General features: G+C 62.3%; 14 protein-coding genes and 1 pseudogene. 7 read left to right on the plus strand and 8 right to left on the minus strand.

Features of this window, described 5'->3' with window-relative positions; genetic code table 11:
- Positions 1-198: 198 nt before the first annotated feature.
- The 4 genes and pseudogenes from ABD837_RS02995 to ABD837_RS03005 form a co-directional block, all read right to left on the minus strand.
- Positions 199-1,458: pseudogene (locus tag ABD837_RS02995) on the minus strand (efflux RND transporter permease subunit); the annotation flags it as partial.
- 167 nt (positions 1,459-1,625) lie between these two features.
- Positions 1,626-2,021 (minus strand): HYC_CC_PP family protein, encoded by a 396-nt coding sequence (locus ABD837_RS03000; RefSeq protein WP_345050114.1) that lies wholly within the window; start codon positions 2,019-2,021, stop codon positions 1,626-1,628.
- A gap of 212 nt (positions 2,022-2,233) precedes the next feature.
- Positions 2,234-2,395: a heavy metal-binding domain-containing protein gene (locus tag ABD837_RS24935; RefSeq protein ID WP_425554288.1), complete on the minus strand. Its 162-nt coding sequence runs from the start codon at positions 2,393-2,395 to the stop codon at positions 2,234-2,236.
- 96 nt (positions 2,396-2,491) lie between these two features.
- Entirely contained in the window at positions 2,492-2,830 is a 339-nt protein-coding gene (locus ABD837_RS03005) for a four-helix bundle copper-binding protein (protein ID WP_345050117.1), read from the minus strand.
- Between the two features lie 270 nt (positions 2,831-3,100).
- On the opposite strand from ABD837_RS03005, the gene ABD837_RS03010 reads away from it, so the two are divergent.
- Positions 3,101-3,745, plus strand: a complete 645-nt coding sequence (locus ABD837_RS03010; RefSeq protein WP_345050118.1) for a DUF305 domain-containing protein — start codon at positions 3,101-3,103, stop codon at positions 3,743-3,745.
- Between the two features lie 361 nt (positions 3,746-4,106).
- On the opposite strand, the gene ABD837_RS03015 is transcribed toward ABD837_RS03010, so the two are convergent.
- Complete coding sequence (locus tag ABD837_RS03015) at positions 4,107-4,364, minus strand: YegP family protein (protein WP_345050121.1); 258 nt, start codon at positions 4,362-4,364, stop codon at positions 4,107-4,109.
- Between the two features lie 222 nt (positions 4,365-4,586).
- On the opposite strand from ABD837_RS03015, the gene ABD837_RS03020 reads away from it, so the two are divergent.
- The 3 genes from ABD837_RS03020 (at position 4,587) to ABD837_RS03030 (ending at position 7,036) form a co-directional block, all read left to right on the plus strand.
- Positions 4,587-5,408: an ion transporter gene (locus tag ABD837_RS03020; protein WP_345050123.1), complete on the plus strand. Its 822-nt coding sequence runs from the start codon at positions 4,587-4,589 to the stop codon at positions 5,406-5,408.
- Between the two features lie 194 nt (positions 5,409-5,602).
- Positions 5,603-6,565 carry a mechanosensitive ion channel family protein gene (locus ABD837_RS03025; protein ID WP_345050126.1) on the plus strand — a complete coding sequence of 321 codons (963 nt, stop codon included), beginning with the start codon at positions 5,603-5,605 and terminating at the stop codon, positions 6,563-6,565.
- Between the two features lie 63 nt (positions 6,566-6,628).
- Entirely contained in the window at positions 6,629-7,036 is a 408-nt protein-coding gene (locus ABD837_RS03030; protein WP_345050128.1) for a hypothetical protein, read from the plus strand.
- Positions 7,037-7,070: 34 nt separating this feature from the next.
- Here ABD837_RS03030 and ABD837_RS03035 read toward each other — a convergent pair whose 3' ends face one another.
- Both ABD837_RS03035 and ABD837_RS03040 read right to left on the minus strand, forming a co-directional pair.
- Positions 7,071-8,396, minus strand: coding sequence for a DUF2254 domain-containing protein (locus ABD837_RS03035; protein WP_345050131.1), 1,326 nt, complete (start codon positions 8,394-8,396; stop codon positions 7,071-7,073).
- An 11-nt stretch (positions 8,397-8,407) separates the two neighbouring features.
- A complete protein-coding gene (locus ABD837_RS03040) occupies positions 8,408-9,676 on the minus strand; it encodes a cation:proton antiporter (RefSeq protein WP_345050133.1) in 1,269 nt (422 codons plus the stop codon).
- Positions 9,677-9,855: 179 nt separating this feature from the next.
- On the opposite strand from ABD837_RS03040, the gene ABD837_RS03045 reads away from it, so the two are divergent.
- Both ABD837_RS03045 and ABD837_RS03050 read left to right on the plus strand, forming a co-directional pair.
- Positions 9,856-11,214, plus strand: a complete 1,359-nt coding sequence (locus ABD837_RS03045) for a DUF389 domain-containing protein (protein WP_345050135.1) — start codon at positions 9,856-9,858, stop codon at positions 11,212-11,214.
- A 157-nt stretch (positions 11,215-11,371) separates the two neighbouring features.
- Complete coding sequence (locus tag ABD837_RS03050) at positions 11,372-11,617, plus strand: DUF202 domain-containing protein (protein ID WP_345050137.1); 246 nt, start codon at positions 11,372-11,374, stop codon at positions 11,615-11,617.
- 200 nt (positions 11,618-11,817) lie between these two features.
- Here ABD837_RS03050 and ABD837_RS03055 read toward each other — a convergent pair whose 3' ends face one another.
- On the minus strand, positions 11,818-12,381 hold the full coding sequence (locus ABD837_RS03055) for a helix-turn-helix domain-containing protein (protein WP_345050138.1): 564 nt from the start codon (positions 12,379-12,381) through the stop codon (positions 11,818-11,820).
- A gap of 864 nt (positions 12,382-13,245) precedes the next feature.
- On the opposite strand from ABD837_RS03055, the gene ABD837_RS03060 reads away from it, so the two are divergent.
- Positions 13,246-13,872 (plus strand): hypothetical protein, encoded by a 627-nt coding sequence (locus ABD837_RS03060; RefSeq protein WP_345050141.1) that lies wholly within the window; start codon positions 13,246-13,248, stop codon positions 13,870-13,872.
- Positions 13,873-13,941 lie beyond the last annotated feature (69 nt).

Below are 13,941 nucleotides of genomic sequence, written 5' to 3' on the forward strand. Positions count from 1 at the left end.
CCGAAAAAGGCTGTCGTGCTGAGCGGAGCGGAGCGCAGTCGAAGCATCTCTACCGCCTCGTTGCTTCGATTGAGTTACTGCTGCGGTAGAGATGCTTCGACAAGCTCAGCATGACGTTCATGACGTTCATGACGTTTGGGTGGGAGTGGCTGAAGGAGCCGGTGGGCCAGCGTCCAGCGGGCCGCCCGCCGCTTCACCAGCCTGGTACTCGGCTAGGTTGCGGTAGGCGTTTTCGGTCATCACGATGCCGTTGTCGACGATGACGCCGATGGCCAGGGCAATGCCGGTGAGCGACATGATGTTGGAGGAGATGTCGAAGGCGTTGAGCAGAATGAAGCTCGTGGCAATCGTAATGGGAATCTGAATCAGGATGCTCAGCGCGCTGCGCCAGTGAAACAGGAACAGCAGCACGACCAGCGACACCACCACCATTTCTTCGATGAGGGTGTGCTTGATGGAATCCACCGAGTCCTGAATCAGCCCGCTGCGGTCGTACACCAGTTGGAACGAAACGCCCGGGGGCAAACCGGCCCGGATTTGCTCCATCTTGGCTTTGACCCGCGTTATCATAGCGTCGGCGTTTTCGCCGTAGCGCATCACCACGATGCCGCCGACGGCCTCGCCCTCGCCGTCGAGGTCCATGATGCCCAGGCGACTCTCGCCCGTCATCTGCACCGTGGCCACGTCCTTGATGCGCACCGGCGTGGTGCCTTGGGTGATGACCGGCACGTTTTCCAGCGTGGCCATATCCTGGATGTAGCCCGTGGTTTTGATGATGTAGCCCACGCCCGACTGCTCGAACTTGCGGCCCCCGGCCTCGTTGTTGTTGCTGCGCACCGCGGCCAGCACCTGTGGCAGCGTCAGGCCGTAGTACGTCATTTTGGTGGGGTCCACCGTCACCTGGTACTGCTTCTGGAAGCCGCCAAAGGAGGCCACCTCGCTAACACCCGGCACGTTTTGCAGACCGAACTTCACGTACCAGTCCTGCAGGGCGCGCTGCTCGCCCAGGTCCAGGCCCGGGGCCTTGAGCGTGTACCAGAGCACGTGGCCCACGCCGGTACCGTCGGGGCCCAGGGTGGGCGTGACGCCGGCCGGCAGCAGTCGCTGAGCGTAGTTGAGGCGCTCGAGCACCCGCTCGCGGGCCCAGTAGATGTCGGCGTCGTCCTCAAAAATCAGGAACACGAAGCTCATGCCGAACATGGACGTGCCGCGCACGGACTTCACCTTGGGCAGGCCCTGCATGTTGGTCACCAGCGGGTAGGTCACCTGGTCCTCCAGGATTTGAGGGCTGCGGCCCATCCACTCGGTGAAGACGATGACCTGGTTTTCGGACAGGTCGGGGATGGCGTCAATTTTACTTTCGCGCACCGAGTACGCGCCCCAGGCGAAGAGCCCGGCGGCGAGCAGCAGCACGAGGTAGCGGTTCCGCAGAGATAGGGAGATGAGTCGCTCAATCATATCTGATTAGCAGCAAGAAGATGGATAGCGTCACAGGGCGACGGAAACCCCAAGCGGGGACATCGGCGGACCTGTTGGCTAGACGCGGGTGCGCCCTGCTAGAAGTAGCAGCACGCACGAAAGCCCCACAGCCGACTGGCCGGGGGAAATGAGCATCGTCTTACCAACTAAATCAGAAAGGCGTGTCCGCGCACGTAGGCCGGGCAATCGGGCGGCGGGGCGGCGTGAGCGCCCAGCTTGGGGGCCGGCTCATCCGTGGGGTATGCCAGCTGGGTGAGTTGACATACTAGCTGCAGTACCGCTGGCGCCGGGGCCACGTCGGGCACCTGCAGCAAGAAGTGGGTGGCCGTGAGCTTGAGGTCTTTAACCCCACTGACTACTTGCTGGTCGTGGCAGCAGCCACAGTCGGGCGTGCCCGCGTCCTGGCAGCAGCAGTGCTTATCGGCGTCCTCAGCTACCGTCACAGCCGTCAGCGCCTGCCCGCAGAAATGCAGGCTGTACACCAGCCCGGGGCTGGACAGCAGATACGCAAAGAGCAGAAAGAAGCTGGTGAGGCGTTTCACTAACAAAGCACGGGAAGGGCAACTACTGAGGAAGGCTATTTGGTAGGTGCCACAAATGTACGGGGCTGGCAAACAGGGGTTGTAATAGAATTCCTACGCCCACCTGGTAAGATTTGACAGCCCTAGGCACTGCTAAGGCCCCGGCCGATTAAGAAAAACCGAATGCCACTTGGCCAGAACAATTGGGTTAAGTAAAAAATAAGCCCTGACCGCTAGCTTTTCCCGCTTAGCGCTATTTTACACTTAGGGCAGTCGCCGGGCTCGTTCGTCAGTACTGCGGGGTGCACGGGGCAGTTGTACAGCACGCCGTAGGTGAAAGTGAAGTGTGCCGGGGAGTCCCGCGGGCAACACTCAGTCACCGCTATGTGATTCATCACCAGACGTCGCAATGAGGGACGGCGTCCGGTGATGAAACTGGCGCTCTATCGGACCGGGGCTGCTGACGGTTAGTCAGTGGCGTTATGTATAGGCTAGCCCTGTTGCATAGCCGAGCGGCAGGCCTGCTCGCAGCGGCGGCAGGCTTCGGCGCATTCGCGGCAGTGGTCCATGTGAGCGCCGTGCTTTTCGCACTCGGTTGCACACTTGCCACAGATTTCGGCGCACTCGCGCATCAGGTGCTGGGCGTGCTCGGAGCCGCGGGCTACCAGGCGGGCGGTGAGAGCACAAATGTCGGCGCAGTCACGGTCAATGCTGATGCAGCCGGCCATCATCTTCACGTCTTCCTCTTTGAGGCAGGACGAGGCGCAGTGCTCGCAGGCGGCGATGCAGGCGTTGAGGGCGTCGAGGAGGGCTTGGTTTTGGGCGTGCATGGCGGGAAATGGGTTGGTGAAAAGAAGGTTGATAACGGTAGAGCTTACTACTTCTTAGGGCGGAATGTTGTGACAAGATTCGGGTTCCCGACCAACACAATTCGGGGTTTAGGGGTGGCGCAAGGGAGCTGAAAACCGGGCCCCAGGCATCGGGAAGCCAGAAATAGCTGGCCCGGGCGGGCGCCGCCGGCAGGAACTCTGCCCGGCAACTGCGCGTAACTCAGGCAGGCAAAATCCGCTGTAATATCCTTTTCATCAATCTACAACCGTATGAATAAGCTCCTCCGATTTCCCCGCCTTGCACTACTCCTGCTGGGCGCCACCCTCACGCTCGGCACCAGCAGCTGCAGCAAAGACGACGACAACAACGGCCTGAACACAATTGGACACGACGAGAGCGTATACATGCGCAACATGCACGAGTCGATGGCTATGATGGAAGCCATGCCCAAGACCGGCGACCCGGACAACGACTACTCTTCCATGATGATAATTCACCACCAGTCGGCCATAAAGAACAGCCAGGAAGAACTGAAAAGCGGCAAAAGTGCCGAGATGAAGGCTATGGCGCAGTCCATCATCACCAAGCAGGAGGCCGAGATTAGGCAGTTTCAGGCGTTTTTGGCCGGCCACCCGCCCCGCCTCCCGGCCGTACCCGAGTTCGGGGCCCTGCAGATGATGAACATGATGCAGATGCAGAAAGCTGTGGACTTGCGTCCCCTCACCGGCGACCCGGACTTCGACTTCGCCCAACTCATGGTTGACCACCACCAGGGCGCCGTTGGGAACTCGGAGGCCCTGCTCAAATTCGGCCGCGAAAACGCCACCCGGGCACTGGCACAGCAAATCATCACTGACCAGAAGATGGAAATCAAGATGCTCCAGGATTTCCTGCTGGCCAACAAAAAGTATTAGGCGCCTCCCAGAGTCAGAGGTGCTGGTTACATCCAGTTCTTTATCAGCGCATCAGCAGCGAACCAAATGGTTCGCTGCTTTTTTGAGTGGCTGACCGAAGTAACCGTGGTAAAGGGTGGCAGGCGGTCTGCCGGCCGCAGAACGTCTGACCGGTGGCTGGCCACGCCAGCAAGGGGTAGCGGGGTTACAGATACCGCAAGCAGGGGCCAACGCTCAATTAGCTTTGTGGCACGTTTTCAGGGCACGTGCACTCCCAGCGGTAGACACCCCAGGTAGTCGAGCGCCATGTGTACCATGAAGCCGATGCCCCAGACGCTTCCTGTATCACGACCTGGATGTCGCGGGCCTGTGCGGTGGCGTATTACTCGCTGCGGCCGATGATTTCGCCGTTGGCAGCCACATGGTTAAAACCGTACTGGCCGGCGGTGAAGAAGGGCTCGAAGCGGTGGGGCTGACAATTTGCTTTCACGGCGCGGATGCCGTTTTCACAGCTGGCTTTGGCCGTATAGCCTTCGCTGGACTGGACAATTTCGCCGTTGTCGGCGCGCAGGCGGTACCAGTACTGGCGCTGCTCTGGAAGATTTGGAAGGTTGCCAACGAGAAAGGATAGGGTGAGCACCTATAACGGATAACCTGCTCAGGCGACCAGCCTCAGATGCACGGCGGAAGGGGGAGCGAGGTGCGGAAAAAGGCGCCTGAGCAAGTAAGCGACTACAAGGCTTGGGCACTGCTCGTTCGACTAGCCACTTCCCAGCGCCGCAACTGGCCTTATCCTGACGGACGTTAACCCGGCTTAGCAGGAGGCGTAAGCTGGTTGGTATCTCAATGTGCAGTCCCCTCCATGATGCCTCCATCAACCCCCGACAAGCAGCAACTTCAGCTGGAGCGGTACCAGCTTCTGCAGCAACTCACGGACTGGCTCGAAACGCCCCTGCTGGTGCTGGGCTTCGGCTGGCTGGTGCTGCTGGGCGTCGAGCTCGTCTGGGGCCTGTCGTCGACGCTGGAACTACTGGGAACCGTTATCTGGGTGATTTTCATTCTGGATTTTCTGCTCAAGTTCACCCTGGCCCCGCAGAAGCTGGCGTTCCTGAAAAGCAACGTCATCACCCTGATTTCCCTGCTGGTGCCGGCCCTGCGGCTGTTTCGGCTGGCGCGGGTGTTTCGGGCGGCGCGGGCCGTGCGCGGGTTGCGGCTGGTGAAGGTGGTCGGCTCACTGAACCGGGGCATGAAGGCGCTGGCCGCCAGCTTTGGGCGGCGCGGCGTGGGCTACGTGCTCGGCCTGTCGGCCCTGGTGCTGCTGGTGGGCGCGGCGGGCATGTACGCCTTCGAGAAAGACGTGCCGGACGGTCTGCGCACCTACCCCGAAGCTCTGTGGTGGACGGCCATGCTGCTCACCAGCATGGGCAGCGAGTACTGGCCCCGCACCGCCGAGGGCCGGGCGCTGTGCTTGCTGCTGGCGCTCTACGGCTTTGCGGTATTCGGTTACTTCACGGCCACGCTGGCTACGTTTTTCATGGGCCGCGATGCCGAGAACCCGCAGGCCGAAGTGGCTGGCGCGGCCGCCGTGGCAGCCCTACACGAGGAGGTGCGCCAGTTGCGCGCCGAGCTGCGGCAAGCGCCGCTGCCCACCGCCCCCGTTGCCCCCAGGCAGCCGGATGAGTAGATTTTCAAGAGTAGCGCGTCTCAACCTTTGCCCCGATGCGGGGTATAAAAGGTTGTTCCCTTGCTCAAGCTGCCCAGGATTGGCACGCTGAACCACCCTGATACGAGAGCGCCGGCTCTGCACATGGTGCGAGGAAGCCTGCCGGCACCCGTGGCTGGGCATAGGCTAGCTGTTGTTAACTTTCAATCTCCGCTATGGATTTTTCACTTGCCTGGCAGAAGCTCAACCAGATTGGCCATGACCTGATGCTGGCCCTGCCCAACATTGTGTTTGGGCTGGTGGTGTTCGTGGGGTTTATGCTGCTGGCCCGGGGCGTGCGGGCCCTGGTGCAGCGCGTAACGCGCAGCAAAAAAGACAACTATAACCTCTCCGTGCTGCTGAGCCGGCTGGCCTACGTGGCCACGCTCATCCTGGGGGTGCTGGTCACGGTTACCATCGTGCTGCCGGGCTTCACGCCGGCGAGTTTGGTGAGTGCGTTGGGCGTGGGCGGCATTGCCATCGGCTTTGCCTTTAAGGACATCTTTCAGAACTTTCTGGCCGGCATCCTGCTGCTGTTTACCGAGCCCTTCCGCATTGGCGACCAGATTAAGTACAAAGACTTCGAGGGAACGGTGGAGGACATTCAGACCCGGGCCACGGCCATCAAAACCTACGACGGCCGCCGCGTCATCATCCCCAACGCCGAGCTGTTCACCAACGCCATCACCGTGAACACGGCCTACGACAAGCGCCGCCTGCAGTACGACGTGGGCATCGGCTACGGCGACGACATCGCCCGGGCCCGGGAGCTGATGTTAGAAGCCATGCGTGAGGTGCCGGGCGTGATGCAGGACCCCGCTCCCGAAGCCTTGGTGATGGATTTGGCTGAAAGCTCCGTGAACATCCGGGCGCGCTGGTGGGTGGACCCGCCCCGGCAGGCCGACGTGCTCGATGCGCAGGACAAGGTGCTCGAAGCCATCAAAAACAAGCTCTCGGCTAATGGCATCGACCTGCCCTTTCCCACCCGCCAGATTCTGTGGCACGACCAAACCGAAGCGACCGACGGGAACCGGAAGCAACAGCGGGAAGGCTGGCCCGCCGGCCCGGGCGACGTGCCCCCGGCGCGGGCAGAAGTACCCCGCCCCCCTGCCGCGGAACAGCCGGAACGTTCCCAATAGCCGGGTTTGCGGCTAAGCAGCGCCTTTACACGTAAGGGAGCTTCTTCGTCTTCTTTTACTCGCGTGCTTCCGACTCGTTTTTATTTTTCCAATGCCGTGGGCTCGGTTGATTTCGTGCCCCAAGCCTACGTGTACCTGCACTGGTCGGGGGCGCCGCTGACCAGCGGTGAGTTTCGGGCCCTGTACGTGCACGCCCGCAACCTCTTGCAGCGGCACAAGCTGAAAGCCATTCTGGCCGACCATCAAGCCATGCCTTCGGCCCCCAACCCCGCTGACCAGCAGTGGTTGCTCACGCAGTGGCTGCCCGAAACGGTCGCCGCTACTTCCCTGGCGCGCTACGCGGCGCTGCCCACGCCGGACCCGGCCCGGCGCCTGCACACCGAAACCGTGCTAGAAGGCTTGCGCCAGCGCCTGCAGGTAGCCGTCTTCAGCGACCTGGACCAAGCCGGGGCCTGGCTGCAAGAAGCCTAGAAGTCCCGCGCCGATGCGGGGATTCGCGCAGCTGCTAGTCGGCCAAGCGCGGAAGCACCTGCTCCAGCCGCTCGCGCACTTGCTCGCGCTCGTAGTCCGTGGCCAGGGTGCGCCGGGCGGCTTCGGCAATCAGGTCGGCTTGCTGGCGCAGGTCCCGGCGGCGCTCCGGGGCGTGGGTGCGCTGCCCGATGGTGGCCAGGGCCGTGAGCAGGCGCAGGTACACGGCCACGTTGCCGTCGGCGCTGCCGCGTATCTGGTCGAAGGCGGTGGCCACGTATCCGGCAAACGTGGGGCGCACGGCGATGACGCGGACCCGGGCTTGGTCGGCCCGCAACTGCTGCTCGAAGCGGCGGTCGGCCAGTTGCGCGAGCAGGGCGCCCAAGTGGTCGATGCCGATGATGGCCGTGGTGGTGTCGTTGATGCCCGGCGAGAGGGCCTTGAGGGCGATGTCCACAATCTGCCGCAGGCCAAAGCCGGCGTCCTGCTCGATGGTGCGCTGGCTGCCCAGACTAAAGCAGTCGGTCAGTTGCTTGGTCAGTTCCTCGGTCAGCGTTACGGTTGCTTGCTCGTACCGCGCCACGCTGACCAGGGCCGCACCGCGGGCCACGAAGCCGCCAATGCCGTGCTCCAGGCGCACCACGCCCGCCAGCTGGCGGGCCAGGACGAGCAGCGCTTTCTCGTCCAGACTTTGCACGTAGCCCGTGGCCCGGGCCGGCACCGGCTGCCAGCGCAGTTCCCCGGCCTGGCGCAGCAGGTCCTGCGCCTGCTGCGGGCCGGCTTCCTCGCCCAGTTCTTCGGGAAACAGGCGCCCGATGGCCTTGTGGGTTTCCTCGGTGGCGTGGCGGATGATGGTAGACGCCTGAATGGCCGTGGCCATGTGGTGGATGAAGAATAGCAGCACCCCGATGCTGACCAAGGCCAGCACCAGCCCCATGAACACGGCCAGCGAAGGAATAAAGCCGCCTTCGTCGCCGCCACGGATGGTGCGCAGCACTATCAGGCAGTACACGAAAATGCTGACGAAAAAGCCCAGCACCAGCTGATTGGCCCGGTCGGCCATGAAGTTGCGCAGCACCCGCGAGGTGTACTGGCTCGACACCTGCGCCAGCGTGCTCAGGGTCAGGGAGAAGATGAGGGCAGCCACCGTGACCATGGAGCCGGCAATGGCCGTGAGCATGCCCCGGGCACCGTCGGACCCGGCCCCGAACAGCAGCGGATAGTCCGGCACCCAGTCGTGGCTCATGCCCGCGTCCAGGAACACCAGCGCAAACGCCAGCCCGATGGCGGCGGCTACCATCAAGGTAGGCACGAACCACAGGCTGGCGTTGACATTTTGCCACAGGGCGCGGAGTCGGTTCATGATGCGAGCGGTTAGTGGCTGGCTTCTTCTGGGGCCTCCCCGGTGCTCAGCCCCAGCTTTTTGACCAGCGGCCCAATGCTCAGGCCCTGCACGATGATGCTGAAAATGACTACCACGTAGGTGACGCCCACAATCAGGTCGCGGGGCATGGACTCGGGCAAGGACAAGGCCAGGGCCACGGAGATGCCGCCCCGCAGCCCGCCCCAAGTGAGCACCCGCAGGGTTTGGCGGTCGAAGGGGTAAAAGCGCTTGAGCAGCACCAGCGGCAGGCCCACCGACACCCAGCGGGCCAGCAGCACCACCACGATGGCCACCAAACCTACCAGCAGGGTCGTGCGGCTGATATCGAGCACCAGCATTTCCAGCCCGATGAGCACGAACAGAATGGCGTTGAGGATTTCGTCGAGCAGCTCCCAGAACTTGTCCAGGTACTCGCGGGTCAGGTCCGACATGCCCAGCTCCCGGCCCTGGTCGCCCACAATCAGGCCCGCCACCACCATGGCCAGCGGGCCGGAGGTGTGCAGCTGCGTGGCCAGGGCCGTGCCGCCCATCACCAGGGCCAGGGTTATCATCACCTCCACCTGGTAGTGGTCGATGCTGCGCAGGGCCCAGTACCCGGCGTAGCCCAGCGCCACCCCCAAAGCGAGGCCGCCCACCGCCTCCTGCAGAAACAGCTTGCCAATCACGGCGGGCGTGGCCTGCCCGGCCCCAAACTGCGCTACCTGGAGTATGCTCACGAACACCACCACGGCAATGCCGTCGTTGAAGAGCGACTCGCCCACGATGCGGATTTCCAGGCGCTTGTCGATGCGCGCTTCTTTGAGGATGCCCAGCACGGCAATGGGGTCGGTGGGGGAAATGAGGGCCCCGAACAGCAGGCAGTAGATGAAGTCGGTAGGTAGCCCGAACAAGGGCAGCAGGTAGTAGAACGCCGTGCCCACCAGGGCCGTGGACAGCAGCGTGCCGGCCGTGGCCATGGCGCCCACGGCCACGCCTTCCTTGCCCAGGGCGCGCACGTCGACGTGCAAAGAGCCGGCGAAGAGCAGAAAGCTTAGCATCACCTGCATGAGCACGGTGTGGAAGTCGAGGCCGCGCAGGTGCTCGCCCGCTGCCAGCACCCAATGCACCCCGAGCTTGCCCAGGCCGATGGCCAACAGCGACGAGACCAGGGCCAGCACCATCAGCCCAATGGCGCCGGGCAGCTTCAGAAAGCGGTGGTTGACGTAGCCGAAAACGGCCGCAATGACGATGAGCAGGGCCAGGGTGTTGTATAATTCCATCAATAGGCGGGTACGAGTTGGAAAGGGGTATACCCTAATTCAGCGGGCTTTGTTGACAACGCTGGCGGCAGGGCCGCTGAAGTCGCAGGAGCCAGCCGTTGGGTAGTTTGCCGACAAGTTGATATTTTTCCGGTCCAAACACCACACCTAGCGTACGGGTATCCATTGCTCTCTTGCCTATGAACCTTCCCCTTTACCGCTGGCTGCGCGACCGGTTTGACCTGGTGCACGACATGGCCGACCCGGCCGACATCGTGGCCAACGTGGAAGAGGGCGTGAGCTTTCGAGGCACCAACCTGTGGGTGCTCATGTTCGCCATTCTGGTCGCTTCGGTGGGGCTCAACGTCAACTCGACGGCCGTCATCATCGGGGCCATGCTCATTTCCCCGCTCATGGGGCCCATTGTGGGCATCGGGTTCGGGGCCGCGACGGTGGAGGTGAACCTCATCAAGCGGGGGTTGAAAAACCTGTTCATCGCGGCGGGCATCAGCCTGGTTGTCTCGACCCTGTACTTCCGGCTCACGCCGCTCACCGACGCGGGCTCCGAGCTGCTGGCCCGCACCCAGCCCACCACCTGGGACGTACTCATTGCCTTGTTTGGCGGCGCGGCCGGCGCGGTGGGCCTCACGCGCCGCTCGCGGGGCAATACCATCCCGGGCGTGGCCATTGCCACGGCCCTGATGCCGCCGCTGTGCACGGCGGGCTATGGGCTGGCTACGGCCCACTGGGATTACCTGTTCGGGGCGCTGTACTTGTTTTTCATCAACAGTGTATTCATCAGTCTGGCCACGTTTTTGGTGGCCCGCATCCTGCCCCTGCCGCACCACACGTTCGTGAGCCGGCCGCGGGCCCGGCGAGTGCAGCTGGCCATCTGGGCCGTGGCCCTGCTCACGGCCGGTCCCAGCGTGTACCTGGCGGCGCGCATCGTGCAGCGCACCGTGTTTGCCCACAACGCCCAGCAGTTCGTGGACGAGCAGCTCAACTTGCCGGGCACGTTCGTGGTCACGCGCCGCATCGAGGCCGACGCCCGCACCATCAACGTGCTGCTGACGGGCGAACCGCTGACGCGGGCCCAGCTGCGCCAGGCCCGGAGCCAGCTGGCCCGCTACCGCATCCCCAAGGCCCAGCTCAAGGTGCGCCAGGGCCTGGCCCAGCTGGATTCGGCCGACGCCCAGTCCATGCGCAACACCCTGCTCGAAGACGTGCGCAGCCGCAACGAGCAAACCATGGCCGGCTACGACGCCCGCCTGGCCCAGCTCCAGCGGGTACTCACCCAGGGCAACAACCCGGCCCTAACCGGCTTGCCCGCCGCCCCCGCCCTGCTGCGCGAAGTGCAGGTGGAGCACCCCGCGGTGCGCCAGCTGGGCCTGAGCGGCGTGGTGCGCCCGGCGGCCGATTCGCTTCGGGCCGACACCACCGTCGTGGTATCGGTGCGCACCGCCAAGCCCCTGCCGGCGGCCGAGCAGCAGCGCCTGCAGCGGTGGCTGACCCTGCGGGCCGGGGGCAAGCAGGCCGTGCAGCTGTTGTTGACCAACTAGCGAGAGGCCACGAACGGGCCATCTTGCGGCGCCGATTTAGGCATGGGGCCGGCGCGCAATGATGCTGGTACCCCCCCCGTGGCAGCCCTGGTGGCGCAGGAAACGTATTGCGCTTGCTGGGCCGCGTGGCCCGGCAACTTGGCTTTCTTCCGCTGCTATGCCCGACGCCCTTTCCTTATCCGACCGATTGGCGCTGCAGCGCACCCGGCTGGCCAACGAGCGCACCTTTCTGACCTACGTGCGCACCAGCTTGGCCATGCTTGGGTTTGGCCTGGCAATTATTCAGCTCTACCCGGTCCGCGCCGGGATGCTCGGCTACGGAGCCGTGGCGGCGGCCGCCTTGGTCATGTTGACCGGCTGGCTCCGCTTCCACCAGCGGCGCAAAGAAATAGAAGCCTGCTAGGCGGCCGCTGGCGGGCCTTGACCTTCGATTTTGGCAACCTTCAATGCCGAGCTGAACCGCGTAGCCTTTTTCGGAGAGGGCGCGGTCCGTCGTTCTCAGCACCAGAATTGCCGCGCCCAGCGGATGAATGGCCTGACCAAATGACAACGTTCAGTGCGGGGAAGAAAAACAGCTCGCGAGTCATACTATAAGAGCAGAAATTAATCTATGCTCGGCTGAAAATCATGGGTCCGGGCTTGCGTAGGTGGGCCCAATACAGCCGACACGACGGGGCGCCCCTGCTGCCAAAATGCTTTAAGCAGGCGAGCATACTTTTTGCGCCCCTGCTCGATGAGGCCGGGCGTGCCCGTTAGCTCAACGCGCCAAACGTTGTGCGGGGCTTTCTTCTGCACACCGATGATGAGGAAGCGCGTGGCCCCGAGCACGTCGAGGTAAAGAGCGGCCTGGCGGTCGTAGTCGTACTTCTCGATGGTGGTGAGGAAGTGGCCCAGGTCAGGGCTGCTGGTGGTTTTGAAGTCGATGAGCGTGAGCTGGCGGCCCATCTTGTGATAGGTGAGCAGTCCGCGGCGCTTCCACTCGTGGATGGTCTGGGGGCAGACGTCGAGCAACTCGGCAGCTTCCTGCACGGTGAGCAGGTCAGCGCCGGCGTTGGGCTCGGCTGGGAATGCGGAGGCTTGCTGCTGCGCGGTTTCGTGCCGGATGATGGCCCGGAGGTCTTCGAGCAGCTGGGCGTAGGGGACGGGGCTAAGGATGAAAGGCTCCATGTGAGGCAGCGCTGGGGGTGTTGTCCAGCGACGGCACAAAGGGAACTCGGTTTTCATGCGGGGTCAATCGGCGGCATGAAACGCGCACGAATCCCGCATGAAATGGTAGTAAGCCCGCATGAAACGGGCTGGCATTCATTGGCTGGCGTGGGGGTTGGGCGGGTGTTGTTCGGGTTTTCCGCGAAACCCACCAGCAGATGGCAGGATTATGTTGACGTTTGCGTTTGACCAAGCCGGCTCGGACAAACGCAAGCCCTGCTAATATATGAGCCCAAAGGTGCGCGGCCTGTTCTACATGTAGTTTACAGGAAGCGGCGGCCACGGAAATGTACAGGATGGGAGTTCACGAAACTCATCTCCTTTTGCAGTTTCGTGAACTTTGATTCGTAGACGAGTTTCTTAAAATCGCCCAACATAATAGCGGTGCTCAGGCCCCTGGGAATGGGTGGCTGCTGAGGTTCACCAAAGCGAGGGGGCGTGCTGCTCATCGGGCGTCCGTTTGCCGCAGCAGCTCGGCCGCTTCGTTGGAGCGTTCTGACGAAGCGGCAGAAACGCTCCGACACGCTCAGTGCTGACGGGTTGACAGCACCACCCCAGAAAGTCCTGGGCAAGCCGACGGGACCTGCGGCGCGGGTCCTGGCTGCCACTGCTAGCCGCGCCCGGTTCACCCAATGGGGAACAGTTCCCGGCTTTTTCCGGCGGCCCGGTGCAATCAGCACCCTTTTTGGCAAAAACCTCTTGGAATCGTCTCTTTTTCTGATACTTTTGAGCTGCCCTTTTTGAGTAGGTGTGGGCCGGGGTATTGGGAACAACTCCCTCAGCCCGCCCTAGCACTAAAAACAACCCATCCTGAAAACACCCCCCATGAAAACAACCTTTGCTTTCCTGTTTTGCGCCTTGTCGATGAGCTTATGTTCTCACGCCCAAATCTTTACACCAAGCCCAAACAACAAGCTCAACAAAGAAGAAGCGGTGCGAATGCTTACTGCGGGCAGTTCTTCCATTACCGGACAATTATTCGCCCGAGACAACCAAAGCGCCATAAAAGGGATAGCCATTTTGAATATAAACAAAAAGCAATACGCGCCTGCGGGAACCGAAGTAATATTAATTCCTTATACCGCGTATTTTAAAGAGTACCTGGAGGAATCCAAAAAACAACGTAAACGTGGCAAGCCGTTGAACCTTTCTGGCGAAGCCCTTGAGTGCATGAGAATCACCAAGGTTGGCGGCAGCGGCGGAAAATACCTGTTCGACAAGTTGAAGGAGGGCACGTATTTTCTCTACACCCGTTTTGACTATGTTCACACGGCCACTCGCACCGACGTTGTAGGTCAGACCGACCATTACGTAAACGGCAGCTACCAAGGCTCCAGCGACATAACCAACAGCTATGGAGTCGGCATGAGTGGGGACGCATTGGTAGAAAAGCTGGTGACCATCGACAAAGACGGGGAAGTGAAGGAGGTTAACTTGAAAAAGACGTTATAGGCGGCCGTGCTTTGCCGTGAACGGAAGCAACGGTAAAAGCCCGAGAACGCGCCCTTTTCTGGTTGTCTG

Origin of the sequence: Hymenobacter glaciei (genome assembly GCF_039539585.1) — a bacterium.
In the GTDB taxonomy this organism is placed as follows: Bacteria; Bacteroidota; Bacteroidia; order Cytophagales; family Hymenobacteraceae; genus Hymenobacter; species Hymenobacter glaciei.

What these genes read in the sequence shown, in the direction of transcription:
- ABD837_RS24935 (WP_425554288.1), bottom strand. Translation starts at nt 2,395, where the DNA reads ATGAATCACATAGCGGTGACTGAGTGTTGCCCGCGGGACTCCCCGGCA.
- ABD837_RS03005 (WP_345050117.1), bottom strand. Translation starts at nt 2,830, where the DNA reads ATGCACGCCCAAAACCAAGCCCTCCTCGACGCCCTCAACGCCTGCATC.
- ABD837_RS03010 (WP_345050118.1), top strand. Translation starts at nt 3,101, where the DNA reads ATGAATAAGCTCCTCCGATTTCCCCGCCTTGCACTACTCCTGCTGGGC.
- ABD837_RS03020 (WP_345050123.1), top strand. Translation starts at nt 4,587, where the DNA reads ATGATGCCTCCATCAACCCCCGACAAGCAGCAACTTCAGCTGGAGCGG.
- ABD837_RS03025 (WP_345050126.1), top strand. Translation starts at nt 5,603, where the DNA reads ATGGATTTTTCACTTGCCTGGCAGAAGCTCAACCAGATTGGCCATGAC.
- ABD837_RS03035 (WP_345050131.1), bottom strand. Translation starts at nt 8,396, where the DNA reads ATGAACCGACTCCGCGCCCTGTGGCAAAATGTCAACGCCAGCCTGTGG.
- ABD837_RS03040 (WP_345050133.1), bottom strand. Translation starts at nt 9,676, where the DNA reads ATGGAATTATACAACACCCTGGCCCTGCTCATCGTCATTGCGGCCGTT.
- ABD837_RS03045 (WP_345050135.1), top strand. Translation starts at nt 9,856, where the DNA reads ATGAACCTTCCCCTTTACCGCTGGCTGCGCGACCGGTTTGACCTGGTG.
- ABD837_RS03050 (WP_345050137.1), top strand. Translation starts at nt 11,372, where the DNA reads ATGCCCGACGCCCTTTCCTTATCCGACCGATTGGCGCTGCAGCGCACC.
- ABD837_RS03055 (WP_345050138.1), bottom strand. Translation starts at nt 12,381, where the DNA reads ATGGAGCCTTTCATCCTTAGCCCCGTCCCCTACGCCCAGCTGCTCGAA.
- ABD837_RS03060 (WP_345050141.1), top strand. Translation starts at nt 13,246, where the DNA reads ATGAAAACAACCTTTGCTTTCCTGTTTTGCGCCTTGTCGATGAGCTTA.